Here is a 15,587-nt window from a genome sequence, read left to right on the forward strand (position 1 = left end):
GCCGTTCACGCGGGAACAAGCGCTAGAAACCCGCCTCGGCCCTTAGCTTTTCCATCAGGGTCCGCAGCGTGCTTTCATAGCGGTCGCTGGTGAGTTTACCGTGTTCATCAAACTCGTTGGAACTGTCGGCCAGGTGCATCTCAGGCCCTTGCAGGATACGCGGCTGGAACGGTACCATGAAGCTGCGCAACACCATCTGCGCGCGCTCGCCACCAGCGCGGCCAGCGGCGGCGGACATCACGGCCACCGGTTTGTCAGCCCAAGGTCGCCCGCCCGTTCGGCTGACCCAATCCAGCGCATTTTTCAGAACGCCAGACGGCCCCTTGTTATATTCCGGGGTAGAGATGATGACCGCATGGGCCTGCACGATTTGGTCGGACAAAGTCTGTACGGCCTCGGGAATGCCTTCACCATCCTCAAGATCCCCATCATACAAGGGCAGGTTCAGATCTGCCTCAATATGTGTTCCGGGGGCAAACAGGCGCGCGGCCTCCCGCAGCAGTTTTCGGTTGGTCGCATTTTGGCGCAATGAGCCCGAGAGGCTCAGAAGGATCGGTTCGGACATTCATAAGCTCCGCTATTGTAATTTCCCAATAGCTAGTTCAGATTCTACGTACGCCAAAGCCCATGTGACGCGCCGTCAATGTGCTATCAGGGCGCGTCGAAACGCGCCCTGAATACTCAGGTACGGCCGTTGGGAACGATTTCGATATCGACCCGACGATTCTGCGCCTTACCTTCGGGCGTCAGGTTCGAGGCGGCTGGCCGGCTTTCCCCAAGACCAAGCGTTGAAATCCGGGCACCGCTGACGCCATTGGCCTGCAAGATGTCTGCCACCGATCGGGCGCGGCGTTCGGACAGCGCCTGGTTGTAGGACGCCTCCCCATCACTGTCGGTATGGCCGATGACCTGAACGTTCGAATTGGGGTAATTCACAAGGTTTTGCCCCACCCGCACCAGATCAGACCGCAGCGCCGGGCGAACTGTCGCGCTGTCGGTATTAAAGGTGATATCATTCGGCACGGTAACGATCAGGCGGTCACCGGCATTGGTGACGATAATGCCCTGATTGGCCAGTTGCTGGCGCAGTTCAGCCGCCTGTCTATCGAGTTGATTGCCGATCAGACCACCCCCGGCGGCTCCAATCGCCGCACCGGCAGCCGCACCCAAAAGCGGGTCAGAGCTGTTCGCGATAGCACCTACCCCGGCACCAACCAAGCCACCCAGAATTGCGCCCTGCCTGGTGTTCTGATTGGGATCGGCAGGTAAGTTCAGCGTGCCCGGATCGGCACAGGCGGCCAGCATCATGGCCGCGCCCAGTCCGGCGGGAATAAAAAATTTGGAAATCGACATGATATCACCTTCTGCTCCGGCGCCCGTTTTCCGAGTGCATATTGTTTGGTGCAGTATATCGCTTTACCCGCAGTTAGGCTCAAGCAACAATCAGTTGAAATCAGCGAATACCCGCCAATACGGACGGGTCGCATCGCCCAGCCAGTATTTGTGCACTGTTTCGTTCCTGCCAGAGTTCCCGAAGCGACCTTGCCTGTCCCGAAAAGCTTTGCCCAACATATTCGCTGGCCCAGATGCGGTCGGTTCGGAAATGCCTAAAAGCGTCGCGCAGTTCGCACCACCCCGCCAGCATCGTGCATTCGGTATGATAGATCAGCGCCACCGGGCGGACCACGCGTTCCGTGCGACCGCCATCGCCATTCTCGTAAGTTATGCGAATTTTCTGTTCGGCTCGGATCGCTTCGCGAAAACTGGCAACAGGAATACAGCCCTTGGCCGGATCATCAACCGGAGCGCCCCACGGCGCAACATGCAGCCAATCCGCAGGGCAATGCAGCGCCTCAATCTTTTGGCAGATGCGGTTGGCGGCGCGCTGCAAGTGGCTGTCTCCGGTTCGTGCCAGAAGCGACAGACCGACCCACAGTGCCTCGACTTCCTCTGCGTCGAAGTTCAAGGGCGGCAGATCATACCCGCGCCGCATAAGGTAGCCGATCCCCGCCTCGCCTTCGATAGGTGTCCGCTGAGCCTGCAACTCGGCAATGTCGCGATAAACAGTGCGTACGGAAACTTCCAGCTGCGCGGCCAGTTCCTCGGCGGTCACCGGCGCACCTGCGGCCCGCAGGATCTGGATGATTTCAAACAATCTGGTTGAGCGGCGCATGTGTTCCTCCGTGCGATCTGCTGACATCTTAGCACTAGCCCCTGACAGGGTAGTGTCAGGAGTGATGCGCGAAGCTGGGCCCGTTCTTGAATAAACGGAGACAGAACATGCCCTGCCTCGACAACCACGTCATGATGACGCTGAAACTTGGTCAATGGTCTCAGGACCACGCTTTGCGGGCGTTCGAAATCGAGCGCGAGATTGCTTTGGCTCGACACTGCAGCCTGTCTAGTCCTAAGACACGCAAAAGGTGGTTTTCTCTCGGAAAGTTGAAGCGGCTTTTTAGAAAACCGGCCTGAGTTCTAAAAATCCGCTTTGGCCCGGAACTTCATCGAAACACCGCCTTCGGGGTGTTTAAGCCGCAGCTCTTCGGAATGCAGCATCAGGCGCGGGAAATCCCGCGCTGGCCCTTCGGCGTAAAACGGGTCACCCAGAATCGGGTGACCCAGCGCCTGCATATGTACGCGCAACTGGTGCGAACGGCCTGTTTTTGGAAATAGCCGAAGGCGGGTCGTTTCACCCTCATGCTTCACGACGCGCCACTCTGTGATGGCTGCCTTGCCCGTCTCGTGACAGACCATCTGACGCGGTCGGTTGGGCCAATCCACGATCAGCGGCAGATCAACTGTTCCCGTTTTTTCAGCGACCCGCCCCCAGACACGCGCCACATAGGTCTTTCGGGTCTGGCGGTTCTCGAATTGCAAGCCCAGGTGCCGCTGCGCATGGGGGGTTTGTGCAAAGACCATGACGCCGGATGTATCCCGATCCAGCCGATGCACCAATAGGGCCTGCGGAAATGCCGCCTGAACCCGCGCCAGCAGACAATCGGCCAGATGCGCGCCCCGCCCCGGCACTGACAACAGGCCCGCAGGCTTGTTCACCACAATCAACTGCGCGTCCTCGTGCAATACATCCAAGGGTGTCATCGGGGGGTCATAAGTCTCGCTCATGCGCGCCTGCGTATCGCAGCGCGCGACCTCCCGCAACGTCGGGCTTGCCTGAGTGGACTGGTTCCGCAACTCTGCCCCAAAAGGTAAGGAGGCCCCATGCACCCCACAATCGAACGCATGCAAGAGGTGGTTGCCAAAGGCGATGAAAGCCTGATCTGCGAATTGTTGTCCGAAGATGTTCGGTTCTCTCCGCCGACTTACTACAGCACCTGGACCGGGCGTGTGCCCGTGGCGGCCGTACTGGGGCATGTGGGGCAGGTCTTTTCTGACTTTCGCTATCGCCGTGTGATGGGTGAAGGCAACGATTGGGCCCTGGAGTTTCAATGCAAGGTCGGAGAACTGGATGCCGTGGGCGTTGACCTGATAACCCTCAACAAGGATGGCTTGATCCAGGAGTTCGAGGTCGTCATGCGGCCATACAAGACCATCGGCGCGCTGCGTGAGGCGATGATGGCGCGCATCATGACAGACGCACGGTTCCTTGAATTCAAAAGCGCGCTGAGCTGACGATGCCCGTTGCCGCAGATCAACTGCTCCGCTTGCCCTTGCTGCCGATTCTGGCTGCTCAAGGCCTATCGGTACGCCGCAAGGCGCAACGTCTGCCCGAACCGGTTGGCCCACGCCAAGGGCGCATAGGGCGCGGCCCCCGATTGCGCCTGCTGATCGCCGGAGACAGTTCTGCTGCCGGGGTTGGCGCGGGAACACAGGCGCAAGCATTGTCCGGGCATCTCGTCACCCGATTGGCCAAGCACTATGCTGTTGAATGGCGGCTTGAGGCCACGACCGGGCATCGGACGCAGGACACGATTGACCGGCTTGGCAAAATCAATGACCAGTTCGATATGGCGGTCACCGCGCTTGGCGTGAATGACGTGACCCGAGGTGTGACGCGCCAACAGTTCATCACGCAGCAGACCCAATTGCTTGACCTTTTGTCCGGTCGTCTGGGCGCGCGACGGATTGTGGTCACTGCGGTTCCACAGATGCAAAGGTTCCCGGCCTTGCCACAACCGCTGGCCTGGGTTCTTGGACGTCAGGCCGCGCGACTGGATCAGGGTTTGCAGCAGGTCGCAGACAGTTTTCCAAAAGTCCGGCATTTGAAACTGAACCTACCCGACGACCCGGCCCTTGCCGCCCCTGACGGATATCACCCCAGTTCGAAAGCCTATGCCATATGGGCCGAAGATGCCGCCCGCCTGCTGCATCAAGCCTGAGCGCGCACCTGCCGGATCATCGGGATCGAATAAACCACCAAAGCGGTCCAGATTAGCGGGAAGGCAATCATGCGCCCACGGTCGATCTGTTCGCTAAAAACAGTGATTGCGGTGATAAAGATCATGGTCGGAGCGATATATTGCAGGATGCCCATCGTCGACAGCCGTACCAGCTTGGCCCCATTGGCATAGACGAGCAGCGGCACCGCCGTCACGATCCCGGCCCCCGCCAGCAGCATTGTGTCCGTCGCGGTGACTCCAAAATGCCCCGTGCCTTGCACGCCCAGCCATGTGACATATGCCAAGGCCGGGATCAGCAGGATCAGAACCTCAAGCAAAAAACCCTGATTGGGCCCAATGGGAAGGGACCGTTTGAAAAAGGCATAGAACCCCCAACTCACCATCAACCCCAGCGCGGGCCAGGGCAAGCTGCCTGCCTCGACAATCAGAACCAGCACGCCCAGTGCGGCAATCGCCACCGCCGCCAGTTGCGTTTTTGTCAACGGTTCGCGCAGCAGAACCGCGCCAAGCGCGATGCTGAACAACGGGTTGATATAATAGCCAAGCGCTGCATCCAAAGCCCGGTCATTTGCAATGGACCAGACATAGATCGCCCAATTCACCGAGATCAGCGCCGCCGTCAGGCAAGCCATCCCCAGCATCTTGAGGTTCACCAGTGCCGCCTTCAAATCCCGCGTGCGCCCCAGCGCCACCAACAGCAGGCCCGCAACGGGAACCGACCAGATGATACGATGCGACACGATCTCGACCGCCCCGACATGCGCAATGGCCTTCATATACAACGGCAGAAAGCCCCACAGGACGTATGCCGTAACAGCCAGCGCCAGCCCTTTAGGCGTGTCCATAGTGTTGGGCGGTAAGGGGCTGTCTGCCACGGTGAGTCTCCGACTGATACCCTGGTTCTCTATGGCAATTCAGGCGCGCTTGGGAACTCAGAAAACTGTGAACAAGGTCATCACGAATGCTGATGTATCCGTCCTACTAGTGACGGCCGGTCGGGAAGGGCCGGGGCGCAGAAGCGCCCCGACGATTTGATCACACTTTAACGCGTTCGGATTTCGGATCGTACATCGGCTTGAGCGCTGCCTCTGCCTTAACTTTCACACCGCACACGTCGATCTCATAGTCCGAAGCCAGAACATCCGCCGCGTTCTCCCCCTCGCACGGGACATAGCCCAGACCAATGGCGCCACCCAGGGTATGACCGTAGTTACCGGAACTCAGATAGCCTACATACTCGCCATCCCGAATGATCGGTTCGTTGTGGTACAGCAACGGTTCAGGATCGGTCAGTTTAAACTGCACCAGACGCTTTTTTGGCCCGCTTTCCTTGCGCGCAATTACGGCCTCGCGCCCGATGAAATCACAGCCTTTGTCCACCTTCACGGCAAAGCCAAGGCCCGCGTCGACCACGTGATCCTCGCAGGTGATGTCATGGCCGAAATGGCGGAACCCCTTTTCGATTCTGCAGCTATCCATCATGTGCATACCGCAAAGCTTCAGCCCCATGTCCTGCCCGGCTTCGTACAGGGTTTCAAAAACATGGCCAGCCATGTCCGCCGAGACATAGACCTCCCACCCCAGCTCGCCCACATATGTGACGCGGTGTACACGTGCCAGCCCCATGCCGAGTTCGACCTCTTGCGCGGTGCCAAATGGATTGGTCGCGTTCGAAAAATCACCCGGCGACACTCTTTCAAGCAGCGCGCGCGCGTTCGGGCCCATAACAGCCAGAACACCTTCGCCAGAGGTCACATCCGTGATGACAACATTGAAATCACCGGCGTGGCGCATCATCCATGTCTGGTCCGCCAAACGGGTCGCTGCCGGGGTGACAACCAGATAAGCGGTCTCGGTCAGGCGTGTGACGGTCACGTCCGCCTCGATCCCGCCTGAACGGTTCAGGAACTGCGTGTAAACGATCTTGCCAGTTGACACCGAATAGTCACCGCCACCGATGTAGTTCATGAATCTCTCGGCATCCGGCCCTTCGACGCGGATTTTACCGAAGGACGACATATCGTACATGCCAACATTCTCGCGCACAGCGCGGTGTTCCGCGGCTGAGTTCTCGAACCAGTTTTGGCGCTTCCAACTGTATTGGTATTCGCGCTCCTGCCCTTCACTGGCAAACCAGTTGGCGCGTTCCCAACCTGCCAGTTCGCCGAAAACCGCACCTTGTTCCTTGAGGTGGTGATGGAACGGGGTCCGGCGCACGCCGCGGGCGGTCGCCTTCTGGCGGTAGGGGTAGTGGTCAGCATATAGCAAACCCAACGTTTCCTTGGACCGTTCGAACAGGTACTGCTTGTTGCCCTGAAACGGCTGCATCCGGCCGATATCCACATCCCCCAGATCAAACGGTTTCTCGCCGCTATCCATCCATTCTGCAAGCGCCATACCGGCACCGCCCGCCGATTGGATACCGATCGAGTTGAACCCGGCCGCCACCCAGAAGTTATCCATCTCGGGCGCAAGGCCCAGATGGTAGGCATCGTCAGGCGTGAAAGATTCCGGGCCGTTGAAAAAGGTATGAATACCCGCCTCGGCCAGAATGGGCATACGGTTGCACGCGGCCTCAAGGATCGGTTCGAAATGGTCAAAATCCTCGGGTAGCTGATCGAATTCGAAACTGTCGGGGATCCCTTTCATCGCCCAGGGCTTTGCGTTTGGTTCAAACGCGCCCAGCAGCATTTTACCCGCGTCTTCTTTGTAATAGGCGCATTCGTCGGGGACGCGCAGCACTGGCAATTGGCTCAGGCCGTCAATGGCTTCGGTGACAATGTAGAAATGCTCACACGCGTGCAGCGGGACGTTCACCCCAGCCATGCGGCCAACTTCGTGGCCCCACATGCCTGCACAGTTTACAACCATATCGCATTCAATATGGCCCGAGGCACTGCCGTCATCCGCCACCCAATCCACACCCGTTACCTCACGGCCCTGCTTGACGATATCGGTGACTTTCACACGTTCCTTGACGATGCCACCGCGCTGGCGGGCGCCTTTGGCCAAAGCAAGGGCAATATTTGCCGGGTCACCCTGCCCGTCCAGCGGCAGGTAGACAGCACCCTTGACACCGTCGAGGTTCAGATGCGGATAAAGCGCCTGCACGCGTTCATTCGAAATCTCTTTGACCTCAACACCAAAAGCGCGCGCCATGGCGGCCTGGCGATAAATCTCTTCCTTGCGTTCCTCAGTCAACGCGACGGTGATTGATCCGCATCGCTTGAACCCGGTGGCGACACCAGTTTCTTCTTCAAGCGCGCCGTAGAGCTCTTGGCTGTACTTCGCCAGCTTGGTCATGTTCGCCGTTGCACGTAGCTGCGCAATTAGACCTGCCGCGTGCCATGTGGTGCCGCTGGTCAATTGCTTGCGCTCAAGCAGTACTACATCCTTCCAACCCTTCTTGGTCAGGTGATACGCGACCGAGCATCCGATAACGCCGCCGCCAATGATCACCACTCGGGCCTTGCTGGGAAGATCAACCATCCTGAAATCTCCGCTGTGTCAGGTTTGTCCTAAAATGCCATGAAAGACCGACAACAAATGTGCGAAAACCGTCACAGTATCGGCGATTATTACCGATGCGATGCCGCACGTTTGTGTTGAAGCGTCCGCCGGTATTCCCATCCGCTGCCTCTTAGACGATCTGGTGACCGGCTGCGCGCAGCCGGTTGGCAAGGGTTTCGATATGATCCGGCCCGACTTCGCAACAGCCGCCAACAATGGTTGCCCCTTGCGCCACCCAGCCCATCGCGTGATCCGCATAGGCGTCAGGTCCCAGATCATGACGCTGTTCCAGTGCATCCACCGTGGGCGCGTCCTGTAAAAACCCCTGGGTGATGCGCGTGAATCCGTTGGCATAGGCGCCGAATGGGCGCCCCAGTTTTGCGATGATCTTCAGCGCGGCCGGGATGGCCTCGGGGCGCGAGCAGTTGATCAGAACAGCCTCGGGCGCGAAATGATCCACCACCGGAGCGATATCGGAAAGCGGCTCGCCCGAACGCAACCGTGTCCCGTCATCATCCATAACCGAAAGCCCGAGCCAGACCGGTTTGCCGCCATGCGCAGTACCGCGCAAAACACCTTCGGCCTCTTGCACCGAGGAAACGGTTTCGATCAGGAACAGATCGACGCGTTCGCGCATAAGGTTCACCAGCTCAGCGAATTTTGCGGCGGCGTCGTCCACATCTGGTTTCAGGTCAGGCCGGTAAGAGGCCAGCAAAGGCCCAAGCGCCCCGGCTATGCGCCCGCCATTCAACCCGCGCGCCTGTTCGGCCTGTGTCAGTGCCACATTGACCAGATCCGCCAGTTGGTCTTCCATCTGCTCCCGCGCAAGCCGCGACCGGTGAATGGCGTAGGTGTTCGTTGTGGCCACCGTCGCCCCGCGCCGGAAATACTCTGCATGCACATCCCCGACCAGCTCAGGATGGTCGATCATGACGCGGGTCGACCACAAGGGTGTTGGCTTGTCACCACTGCGTTTGACCAATTCCTGCCCGATTGAGCCATCCAAAAGAGTGATATTCGCCATGTTTTCAGCCTAGTTAGGGGATCAGAACAAGTTTGCCCGGATACGATTTGGATTGAAAATCCTCCTGCGCAGCGGCGATGTCTTTTAGCGGATAGGTCTTTGAAATCAAAGGTCTGATCCGACCGTTATTGATCATCTCAACCAGTCGTCCAAATACCTCGAAGGCCTGATGGGTGCAGCCGTGAATGGTGATGTCGCGCAGGTAGATGTCGCGCAAATCAGCCTGCACCATCGGGCCAGCGATGGCACCCGAAACCGCATAGTGTCCACCCGGCTTCAGCGCGAGTATAAGACCGGGCCACGCAGGTCCGCCCACAACGTCGATCACCACGTCGAATTTGTCAGTGGGCAATGTCGCGTCACGGTCGAACGTATCTAAAGCGCCCTGGCTTTTGACAACCTCGGCCTTGGCTGGGCTGGTCACACCCCAAACCGTTGCCCCGCGCAACGCCGCCAGTTGCACGGTGGCCAGTCCAACGCCGCCCGATGCGCCGGTAACCAGCACGTTCTGTCCAGGGCTCACACCTGCGCGGGTCAGCAGGTTTTCGGCGGTGCCAAAAGCACAGGGGATCGCGGCAATCTCGACATCCGACAGGGGTGACGCCGAAACATCATAAAGATCATCAGCCTCGACCAAACAATATTGCGCAAAAGCTCCGTCCATTTCTGAACCCAATGCAATAAAACCGGTCGGGTTTCCGGGTCTTGGCCGTGGCAGGTTGATCGGACAGGTCATGCGCTGGCCGGGTCGGAACGCTACCCCCTGCCCAACCGCCGCTACTATCCCGCACAGATCACCGCCCTGAATGCGCGGGAACTGCAACGCACCGCCCCAGCCTCCGGCCTCGACATCCTGATCGACGGCATCCGTGGCACCAGTCACGTCCGAGGAATACCAGCCAACCCGCGTATTGATATCGGTGTTGTTCACGCCCGCCGCTGCAACCCGAACCACAACCTGCCGCGGACCGGGCCTTGGCACCGGTATGTCATCGCGCCATTCCAGAGCCTCTGGCCCACCGTGTCGGGTCAGGTAAACGCCGGACATGTGATTGGGGAGGGTCATTGGATTTCACCTTTATGTGTTGTCGTCAAGATGTGGTGGTACTGACCCCATCGGAATTATGCACCGCCCGTGTTCTGAACCGGCGCCTTTAAAAGGGTTTGGTCATTCTTCCAATTATAATTGGGACCCTCGCCGGGTCCCAGTATGGCGTATCGTTTGCTCATGGCAGTTTCCTGTCAGGCGCGAAGCCGCTGGTTCTCAGGATCCCAAAGTGGCTGGTCTTTTTCTACCACGGCACGGTGCTTTTGCCCGTAGATTTCGACCTCAAGCTCGGTGCCCGGATTTGCCAGTTCAGCCTTGATCATGCCCAGCGCGATGGACTTGCCGACGCGGTAGCCCCACGCGCCCGAGGTCGTCTCACCCACGATTTGGTCACCTTGCCAAATGCACGACATGTACGGCGCGTCGCAGTCATCCGCATCCACGGTCAGGGTAACAAATGACTTTTTCACACCCTGCTGTTTTTCGTTTAGGATCGCAGCCTTACCCGGAAAATCCTGCGGTTTATCAAGTTTGACGAACCGCTCCAAGCCACCTTCCAACAGCGAATAGTCGGTCGAAAGATCGCCCTTCCACGCGCGGTATCCCTTTTCGATGCGCAGTGAGTTCAAAGCGTACATACCGAAAGGCTTGGCACCGGCCCCCAGAATCGCGTCATAAATGGCAGGCATATCCGCGTTTTCTGCATGAACCTCCCACCCTAGCTCACCCGCGAAGGACACGCGCAAAAGCGCAACCCAGCCGCCGGTGATTTCACTCTCCTGAAAGCTGAGCCATGGAAGCGAAAGATCTGCCTCGCAAACCTTGCTGAGCACCTCGCGCGACTTTGGGCCGGTCACGATCAGTGTGCTAATCCGTGTCGTCCAATCTTCCAACGTAAAGGCCGCGTCAGCGGGCATGTGGCGTTCCAGCCATTCGCGGTCGTGCCATTGCGCCGTGGCCGCAGTCACCAGCACGAAGAGGTCTTCGGCCTCACGCGTCACAGACATTTCCGTAAGGATGCGACCACGTTCATCGGCGAAGTACACCAGCCCGACGCGACCAATCTTGGGCAGCGCGCCCGTTACAAGGCCCCGCAGCCATTCGTCGGCGCCCGGACCCTGTATTTTAAACCGGGAAAACCCTGGCAGATCCAGCACGCCGCAGTCGTCCCGCACGGTCTCACATTCCTCTTTGATACGCTGCGCCCACGGGCCCGAACGGCCCCAGGTATGTGTGGCCTCAAGCGATGTGTCGTCGCCCGGCTTTGCGAACCAGTTGGCGCGCTCCCAGCCGTTATAGGCACCCATCACACCGCCCAGCGCTTTGACCTTTTCATGTACGGGTGACAGTTTCTTGTCCCGCGCGGCAGGCCATTCATGGTGGGGGAAGTGCATGGCGTATTCGTTGCCATAGACCTCCATCCCTTTCTTGTTGCAGTAATCCTGATCCGTGTAATCGGTATAGCGGCGCGGATCGACCGCCCACATATCCCATTCAGTGTGGCCATCGACGATCCATTCGGCCAGCACCTTACCGGCCCCTCCACCTTGCGCGATTCCAAAAGTGAAAGTGTGGGCCTCAAACGCATTTTTCACGCCCGGCATGGGTCCTAACAGCGGCAGACCGTCCGGCGCGTATGGGATCGGGCCGTTGATTACGCGGCCCACACCCGAGGTAGCCATCAGTGGCACCCTCTCCATCGCGTCTGTAACGATTTCTTCGATCCGGTCCAGATCGTCGTTCCAAAGCTGGAAACTGAAATCATCGGGCATAGGATCATCTTCGGTCATCCAGTGGCCCTTGCAGTTGGGCTCATAGGGGCCGAGGTTAAATCCGTTCTTCTCTTGCCGTAGATAATAAGAAACATCCACGTCCCGCAGCAACGGCAGCTTGCCACCGTTTTCCTTGGTCCAGGCTTCAATCTCGGGAATCTCGTCGGTCAACAGGTACTGATGGCTCATGACCATCGCGGGTACAGTGCGACCGCCAAAGGGTTTGAACCACTCACCCACACGCTGCGCGTAGTAACCCGCGGCGTTGACGACATAGTCACAGTCAATATCGCCCTTGTCAGTGTGAACCGTCCATGTGCCGTCATCCTGCTGGGTCACCCCGGTCGCCGGGCAAAAACGGATGATCTTCTGACCCAGGTCGCGCGCACCTTTGGCCAACGCCTGGGTCAGCTGCGCCGGGTCGATATCGCCATCGGTCGGGTCGTAGAGCACACCTTCCAGATCATGGGTTTCAAGGAACGGGTAACGTTCCTTTGCCTGTTCCGGGGTCCAAATCTCCATCGGTATACCCTGATAGCGGCCCATGGACATGGCGCGCTCGAATTCCTGCATCCGCTCCTTACTATGCGCCAGACGGATTGAGCCCGAAACATGGTAGTTCATCGGATAGTCGACCTCTTCGGCAAGCCGCGAATACAGCTCAGTCGAATAGCGCTGCATGTTCATGATTGCCCATGAGGTTGAAAAGGTCGGCACGTTGCCCGCTGCGTGCCAGGTTGAACCGGCGGTCAGCTCGTTCTTTTCAAGCAAGACGCAATCGGTCCAGCCCTTCTTGGCCAGATGGTACAGCGAGGAAGCCCCCACAACACCGCCACCGATGATAACCACGCGGGCTTTTGTCGGAAAATCGTTCATTGGTCTTTTTCCCTGTTACAGTGCCCGTTTGGGCAGGTCGTCCTTTATGTCGTAGTAGTCGCCTTTGTCCGCCACGAAGATATGCTGGGCGAGTTTCAGTCCGGTGGGTTCGTCCAATGAGCCCACGGAGATAGCGATCGTGTCCTCGTCGTTGTGCTGCCAGAACAGGAACGAACCGCACGCGCTGCAAAAACCACGCTTGGCGATGTCAGACGCGTGATGCCAGCCCAGCGTCTCTTGCGCGGTGAAGCTCAGGTTGTCCTCATGCGTCACGGTCGAGGCCCAAAGATGCCCTGATTGCCTGCGGCACTGACCACAGTGACACGCGTTAGGCGGGGTGAGGTCCCCTTCAATCGTGAACGCAACCTTGCCGCAAAGACATGAGCCAGTTTGCATGTCGTTATCCCCTAGTTGTTGTGGGCGTGGAGCTGGCCCCCAGCAACACGCCGTAAATAATGAAACAGGCCGCCATCACCCGGCGGACCCAGATGTTGAACACGGCCCCCAACGCGGCCTTGCCCATCAGCGCGCCCAGCAGGGTAAACCCCGTGTAGCTGAGCGTGGTGATAATCAGCGCAGTGGGCATGATCACCCCCATCTGCTGCCACACCGGCACGTCTGGTTGAACGAATTGGGAAAAGGCCGCAAGGTATCCGGCCACGCTTTTGGGGTTGATCGTGGCTACCGCCAACGCATGCAGATAGACATGCCGCGCGGGTCGTTCGCGGGCCGGGGCGGGCTTGGTCGCGTTTACCCAACCGCGCACACCGACCCATATCAGAAACCCCGCACCCACGAGCTTGGCGATGAAAAACCCGGTCGGAGACGCCGCGATCAGCGCAGTGATGCCCAGCGCCGACAGGATCAGGAACGCACTCGCCTGAGTCAGGATCGCCAAGACTCCAAGCATCGCTTTGGGAAAAGACAGGCTCATCCCGTTCGAGATACAATTAACGGCATTCGGACCCGGAGTGGTCACGAAAACCACCCAGAAAAGCGCGAATATGGTCCAGGCCTCAAAACTCATCAATACACCGGTGGCGCGATGACCCAGATAGCCAGGGCAGGCTCATCATAGGGGTTGGTCCATTGATAGGGTTCGTGCTTGATGCGAAAACTGTCGCCCGCGCCTACCGTGAACTGTCGGGATCCAATGGTCAAATCCAACCGGCCCGAAATGACATAGCCGACCTCTTGCGTTGGTCTGTTGGCCGGTTTCTGCATCTTGGACCGTGGCTCGAACGTGGAATGCACCACCTCAAAATCATCGGTCAGATCGGGTGAAAGAAGCTCTTCGATCAACCCCTCATCACCAGACCCCATAGGCCGACGTGTTCCCGCGCGCACGACATAGCCCTGCTCGTCAGCTGGCACTGCGGAATGCGCAAATAGCATCGACATCGGAACGCCCAGACATTCAGCAATCTGGCGCAGGTCCGAAATTGAAGGGTTCGACATATCCCGTTCAACCTGACTAAGCCACCCCACCGAGCGGTTCAGCCGCGTCGCGATCTCAACAAGCGTCAGACCGCGCGCCTTGCGCAGGGCGCGAATATCCGCACCGAGTGTCGCGTTGTGGGCGGCTTGGGTGTTCATGGCAGGGCGGCACCTTGTGAAATTTTGCTTTCAATTTTCACGATGTCGCAGAATCATGAAATTTCCAAGAGTTTTTTCATTTGCGCCAGCCGCTCCGCTTGATATGCCACGGCTATGTGGATTGCAGTGATGTACCTATGGGCGATTAACACCCTGACTTTGCTGGCCTTTGGTTGGGATAAGTCCCTCGCAAAACGTCGAAAGCGCCGCGTCCCGGAACGCCGCTTGCTTTGGCTGGCCGTGCTTGGCGGCAGCCCCGGTGCTGTGCTGGGGCGTTGGATGTTCCGGCACAAGACGCGCAAGCGCGGGTTTTCGATCTGGTTGTTCGGGATCTTCTTGACTCAAGCGGTTCTGGTTTACCTGATTGTATCCGAAACCCTGCCCACATCGCTGTAAGCCGCGCATCGCACCCAAAGAAATTTCTAACCAACGCGCCACCTGCCTGTTACAATCGCGTGATCTCTGAGCGCAGGGATTTCTTACAATTGGTTAAAGGATTAGACGAAAATGGAAAACGGGCTTGGTTTCTTTGACGTAGTCTGGTCGATCTTCTGGCTGTTCCTGATGGTCGCCTGGTTCTGGGTGATGATATCGGTTGTCGCCGATGTATTCCGCTCAAAAGACCTGAGCGGAGGCGGCAAGGCGCTCTGGATTGCCTTTGTAATCCTGATCCCATGGCTGGGTGTCCTGTGCTATCTCATTGTGCGCGGCGACAAGATGCATCAACACAGCGTTGAGACCATGAACCAGATTGAAGAGGCTCAGAAAGACTATATCCGCTCGGTCGCGTCCGTATCTGCTGCGGATGAAATAGAACGGCTTGCGAGTCTCAAGGAAAAAGGCCACCTCACGGATGAGGAATTCGCCGCTCAGAAAGCCAAGGTACTGGGAACCTGATTGAAAACTCCGGATTTACTGATCTCGAACGGGGCTTGACCCCGGTCGAGTCTATCTGGCGAAAACGTCTGTCAGGATTGAAGACAGGGCAGACGCGTCCGCTTCGGTGAACGCATCTGGCTGGTCGCTGTCGATGTCGAAGACGGCGATTATCTCCCCTTGTGCGTTGCGTACCGGCAAAACAATCTCGGACCGGGTGGACGAGGCGCAGGCAATGTGGCCCGGAAACGCATCCACGTCCGGAACCAATTGCACCTCACCCGTGCGCGCCGCCGCGCCACAGACACCTCGGCCAAAGGGGATGACAAGGCAGCCATGACCCCCTTGGTAGGGACCGATCTTCAACACCCCCGGTTCGGTAACGCGATAAAACCCGGTCCAGTCAAACCGATCATCTGCATGGTGCACCTCGCAGGCGACTGTCGCCATCATGGCAACCTGATCCGTTTCGCCTTCGGTCAGCGCAGATATGGTTTTCGCGAGGGCGTCGTAGTCAGCGGTCATCG

The 15,587-nt window shown here is 58.4% G+C and carries 17 protein-coding genes; 4 read left to right on the top strand and 13 right to left on the bottom strand.

Annotation, left to right across the window (positions count from 1 at the left end):
- Nucleotides 1-22: 22 nt before the first annotated feature.
- The 4 genes from AC2FIT_RS03345 to AC2FIT_RS03360 all read right to left on the bottom strand — a co-directional run bounded on the left by AC2FIT_RS03345 (nt 23) and on the right by AC2FIT_RS03360 (nt 3,123).
- A complete protein-coding gene (locus AC2FIT_RS03345) occupies nt 23-565 on the bottom strand; it encodes an NADPH-dependent FMN reductase (protein WP_496826631.1) in 543 nt (180 codons plus the stop codon).
- 116 nt (nt 566-681) lie between these two features.
- A complete protein-coding gene (locus AC2FIT_RS03350; protein ID WP_496826633.1) occupies nt 682-1,353 on the bottom strand; it encodes a YiaD family glycine zipper/OmpA-like lipoprotein in 672 nt (223 codons plus the stop codon).
- Between the two features lie 100 nt (nt 1,354-1,453).
- Nucleotides 1,454-2,173, bottom strand: coding sequence for a helix-turn-helix transcriptional regulator (locus AC2FIT_RS03355; RefSeq protein ID WP_496826635.1), 720 nt, complete (start codon nt 2,171-2,173; stop codon nt 1,454-1,456).
- Nucleotides 2,174-2,475: 302 nt separating this feature from the next.
- Nucleotides 2,476-3,123 (bottom strand): RluA family pseudouridine synthase, encoded by a 648-nt coding sequence (locus tag AC2FIT_RS03360; protein WP_496826637.1) that lies wholly within the window; start codon nt 3,121-3,123, stop codon nt 2,476-2,478.
- A 96-nt stretch (nt 3,124-3,219) separates the two neighbouring features.
- Here AC2FIT_RS03360 and AC2FIT_RS03365 point away from each other — a divergent pair, with 96 nt between their 5' ends.
- Complete coding sequence (locus AC2FIT_RS03365) at nt 3,220-3,630, top strand: nuclear transport factor 2 family protein (RefSeq protein WP_496826639.1); 411 nt, start codon at nt 3,220-3,222, stop codon at nt 3,628-3,630.
- 2 nt (nt 3,631-3,632) lie between these two features.
- Complete coding sequence (locus AC2FIT_RS03370) at nt 3,633-4,337, top strand: SGNH/GDSL hydrolase family protein (RefSeq protein WP_496826641.1); 705 nt, start codon at nt 3,633-3,635, stop codon at nt 4,335-4,337.
- On the opposite strand, the gene rarD is transcribed toward AC2FIT_RS03370, so the two are convergent.
- The 8 genes from rarD to AC2FIT_RS03410 form a co-directional block, all read right to left on the bottom strand.
- Nucleotides 4,328-5,203, bottom strand: a complete 876-nt coding sequence (gene rarD, locus AC2FIT_RS03375) for an EamA family transporter RarD (protein WP_496827157.1) — start codon at nt 5,201-5,203, stop codon at nt 4,328-4,330. The two genes, AC2FIT_RS03370 and rarD, sit on opposite strands and share 10 nt — an antisense overlap.
- Before the next feature lie 190 nt (nt 5,204-5,393).
- Nucleotides 5,394-7,847: a GcvT family protein gene (locus tag AC2FIT_RS03380; protein ID WP_496826643.1), complete on the bottom strand. Its 2,454-nt coding sequence runs from the start codon at nt 7,845-7,847 to the stop codon at nt 5,394-5,396.
- Between the two features lie 151 nt (nt 7,848-7,998).
- Entirely contained in the window at nt 7,999-8,892 is an 894-nt protein-coding gene (locus AC2FIT_RS03385; protein WP_496826645.1) for a homocysteine S-methyltransferase family protein, read from the bottom strand.
- Nucleotides 8,893-8,905: 13 nt separating this feature from the next.
- The gene (locus tag AC2FIT_RS03390; protein WP_496826647.1) at nt 8,906-9,958 is read right to left on the bottom strand and encodes a zinc-binding dehydrogenase; all 1,053 of its coding nucleotides are present in this window, start codon (nt 9,956-9,958) and stop codon (nt 8,906-8,908) included.
- A gap of 176 nt (nt 9,959-10,134) precedes the next feature.
- Nucleotides 10,135-12,588, bottom strand: a complete 2,454-nt coding sequence (locus tag AC2FIT_RS03395) for a GcvT family protein (RefSeq protein WP_496826649.1) — start codon at nt 12,586-12,588, stop codon at nt 10,135-10,137.
- Nucleotides 12,589-12,603: 15 nt separating this feature from the next.
- Nucleotides 12,604-12,984, bottom strand: a complete 381-nt coding sequence (locus AC2FIT_RS03400; protein ID WP_496826651.1) for a GFA family protein — start codon at nt 12,982-12,984, stop codon at nt 12,604-12,606.
- Between the two features lie 4 nt (nt 12,985-12,988).
- A complete protein-coding gene (locus tag AC2FIT_RS03405; protein WP_475186779.1) occupies nt 12,989-13,615 on the bottom strand; it encodes a LysE family translocator in 627 nt (208 codons plus the stop codon).
- Nucleotides 13,615-14,184, bottom strand: a complete 570-nt coding sequence (locus tag AC2FIT_RS03410) for a helix-turn-helix domain-containing protein (RefSeq protein ID WP_496826653.1) — start codon at nt 14,182-14,184, stop codon at nt 13,615-13,617. Before AC2FIT_RS03410 ends, AC2FIT_RS03405 begins: the two co-directional genes overlap by 1 nt.
- 114 nt (nt 14,185-14,298) lie before the next feature.
- Between AC2FIT_RS03410 and AC2FIT_RS03415 the strand changes: the two genes are divergently transcribed.
- Together AC2FIT_RS03415 and AC2FIT_RS03420 are read left to right on the top strand one after the other, a co-directional pair.
- Nucleotides 14,299-14,580 carry a DUF1294 domain-containing protein gene (locus tag AC2FIT_RS03415; protein WP_496826655.1) on the top strand — a complete coding sequence of 94 codons (282 nt, stop codon included), beginning with the start codon at nt 14,299-14,301 and terminating at the stop codon, nt 14,578-14,580.
- A gap of 111 nt (nt 14,581-14,691) precedes the next feature.
- A complete protein-coding gene (locus AC2FIT_RS03420; protein WP_068337109.1) occupies nt 14,692-15,081 on the top strand; it encodes an SHOCT domain-containing protein in 390 nt (129 codons plus the stop codon).
- Nucleotides 15,082-15,132: 51 nt separating this feature from the next.
- Here the strand turns inward: AC2FIT_RS03420 and AC2FIT_RS03425 are convergent, their stop codons facing one another.
- On the bottom strand, nt 15,133-15,585 hold the full coding sequence (locus tag AC2FIT_RS03425; protein ID WP_496826657.1) for a GAF domain-containing protein: 453 nt from the start codon (nt 15,583-15,585) through the stop codon (nt 15,133-15,135).
- Nucleotides 15,586-15,587: the final 2 nt, after the last annotated feature.

The sequence above is a fragment of the Ruegeria sp. YTSA135 genome (assembly GCF_059610165.1).

Bases quoted from the DNA above. Each gene is read 5' to 3' on its own strand.
- AC2FIT_RS03345 (WP_496826631.1), bottom strand. From the start codon at position 565: ATGTCCGAACCGATCCTTCTGAGCCTCTCGGGCTCATTGCGCCAAAAT.
- AC2FIT_RS03350 (WP_496826633.1), bottom strand. From the start codon at position 1,353: ATGTCGATTTCCAAATTTTTTATTCCCGCCGGACTGGGCGCGGCCATG.
- AC2FIT_RS03355 (WP_496826635.1), bottom strand. From the start codon at position 2,173: ATGCGCCGCTCAACCAGATTGTTTGAAATCATCCAGATCCTGCGGGCC.
- AC2FIT_RS03360 (WP_496826637.1), bottom strand. From the start codon at position 3,123: ATGAGCGAGACTTATGACCCCCCGATGACACCCTTGGATGTATTGCAC.
- AC2FIT_RS03365 (WP_496826639.1), top strand. From the start codon at position 3,220: ATGCACCCCACAATCGAACGCATGCAAGAGGTGGTTGCCAAAGGCGAT.
- AC2FIT_RS03370 (WP_496826641.1), top strand. From the start codon at position 3,633: ATGCCCGTTGCCGCAGATCAACTGCTCCGCTTGCCCTTGCTGCCGATT.
- rarD (WP_496827157.1), bottom strand. From the start codon at position 5,203: ATGGACACGCCTAAAGGGCTGGCGCTGGCTGTTACGGCATACGTCCTG.
- AC2FIT_RS03380 (WP_496826643.1), bottom strand. From the start codon at position 7,847: ATGGTTGATCTTCCCAGCAAGGCCCGAGTGGTGATCATTGGCGGCGGC.
- AC2FIT_RS03385 (WP_496826645.1), bottom strand. From the start codon at position 8,892: ATGGCGAATATCACTCTTTTGGATGGCTCAATCGGGCAGGAATTGGTC.
- AC2FIT_RS03390 (WP_496826647.1), bottom strand. From the start codon at position 9,958: ATGACCCTCCCCAATCACATGTCCGGCGTTTACCTGACCCGACACGGT.
- AC2FIT_RS03395 (WP_496826649.1), bottom strand. From the start codon at position 12,588: ATGAACGATTTTCCGACAAAAGCCCGCGTGGTTATCATCGGTGGCGGT.
- AC2FIT_RS03400 (WP_496826651.1), bottom strand. From the start codon at position 12,984: ATGCAAACTGGCTCATGTCTTTGCGGCAAGGTTGCGTTCACGATTGAA.
- AC2FIT_RS03405 (WP_475186779.1), bottom strand. From the start codon at position 13,615: ATGAGTTTTGAGGCCTGGACCATATTCGCGCTTTTCTGGGTGGTTTTC.
- AC2FIT_RS03410 (WP_496826653.1), bottom strand. From the start codon at position 14,184: ATGAACACCCAAGCCGCCCACAACGCGACACTCGGTGCGGATATTCGC.
- AC2FIT_RS03415 (WP_496826655.1), top strand. From the start codon at position 14,299: ATGTGGATTGCAGTGATGTACCTATGGGCGATTAACACCCTGACTTTG.
- AC2FIT_RS03420 (WP_068337109.1), top strand. From the start codon at position 14,692: ATGGAAAACGGGCTTGGTTTCTTTGACGTAGTCTGGTCGATCTTCTGG.
- AC2FIT_RS03425 (WP_496826657.1), bottom strand. From the start codon at position 15,585: ATGACCGCTGACTACGACGCCCTCGCGAAAACCATATCTGCGCTGACC.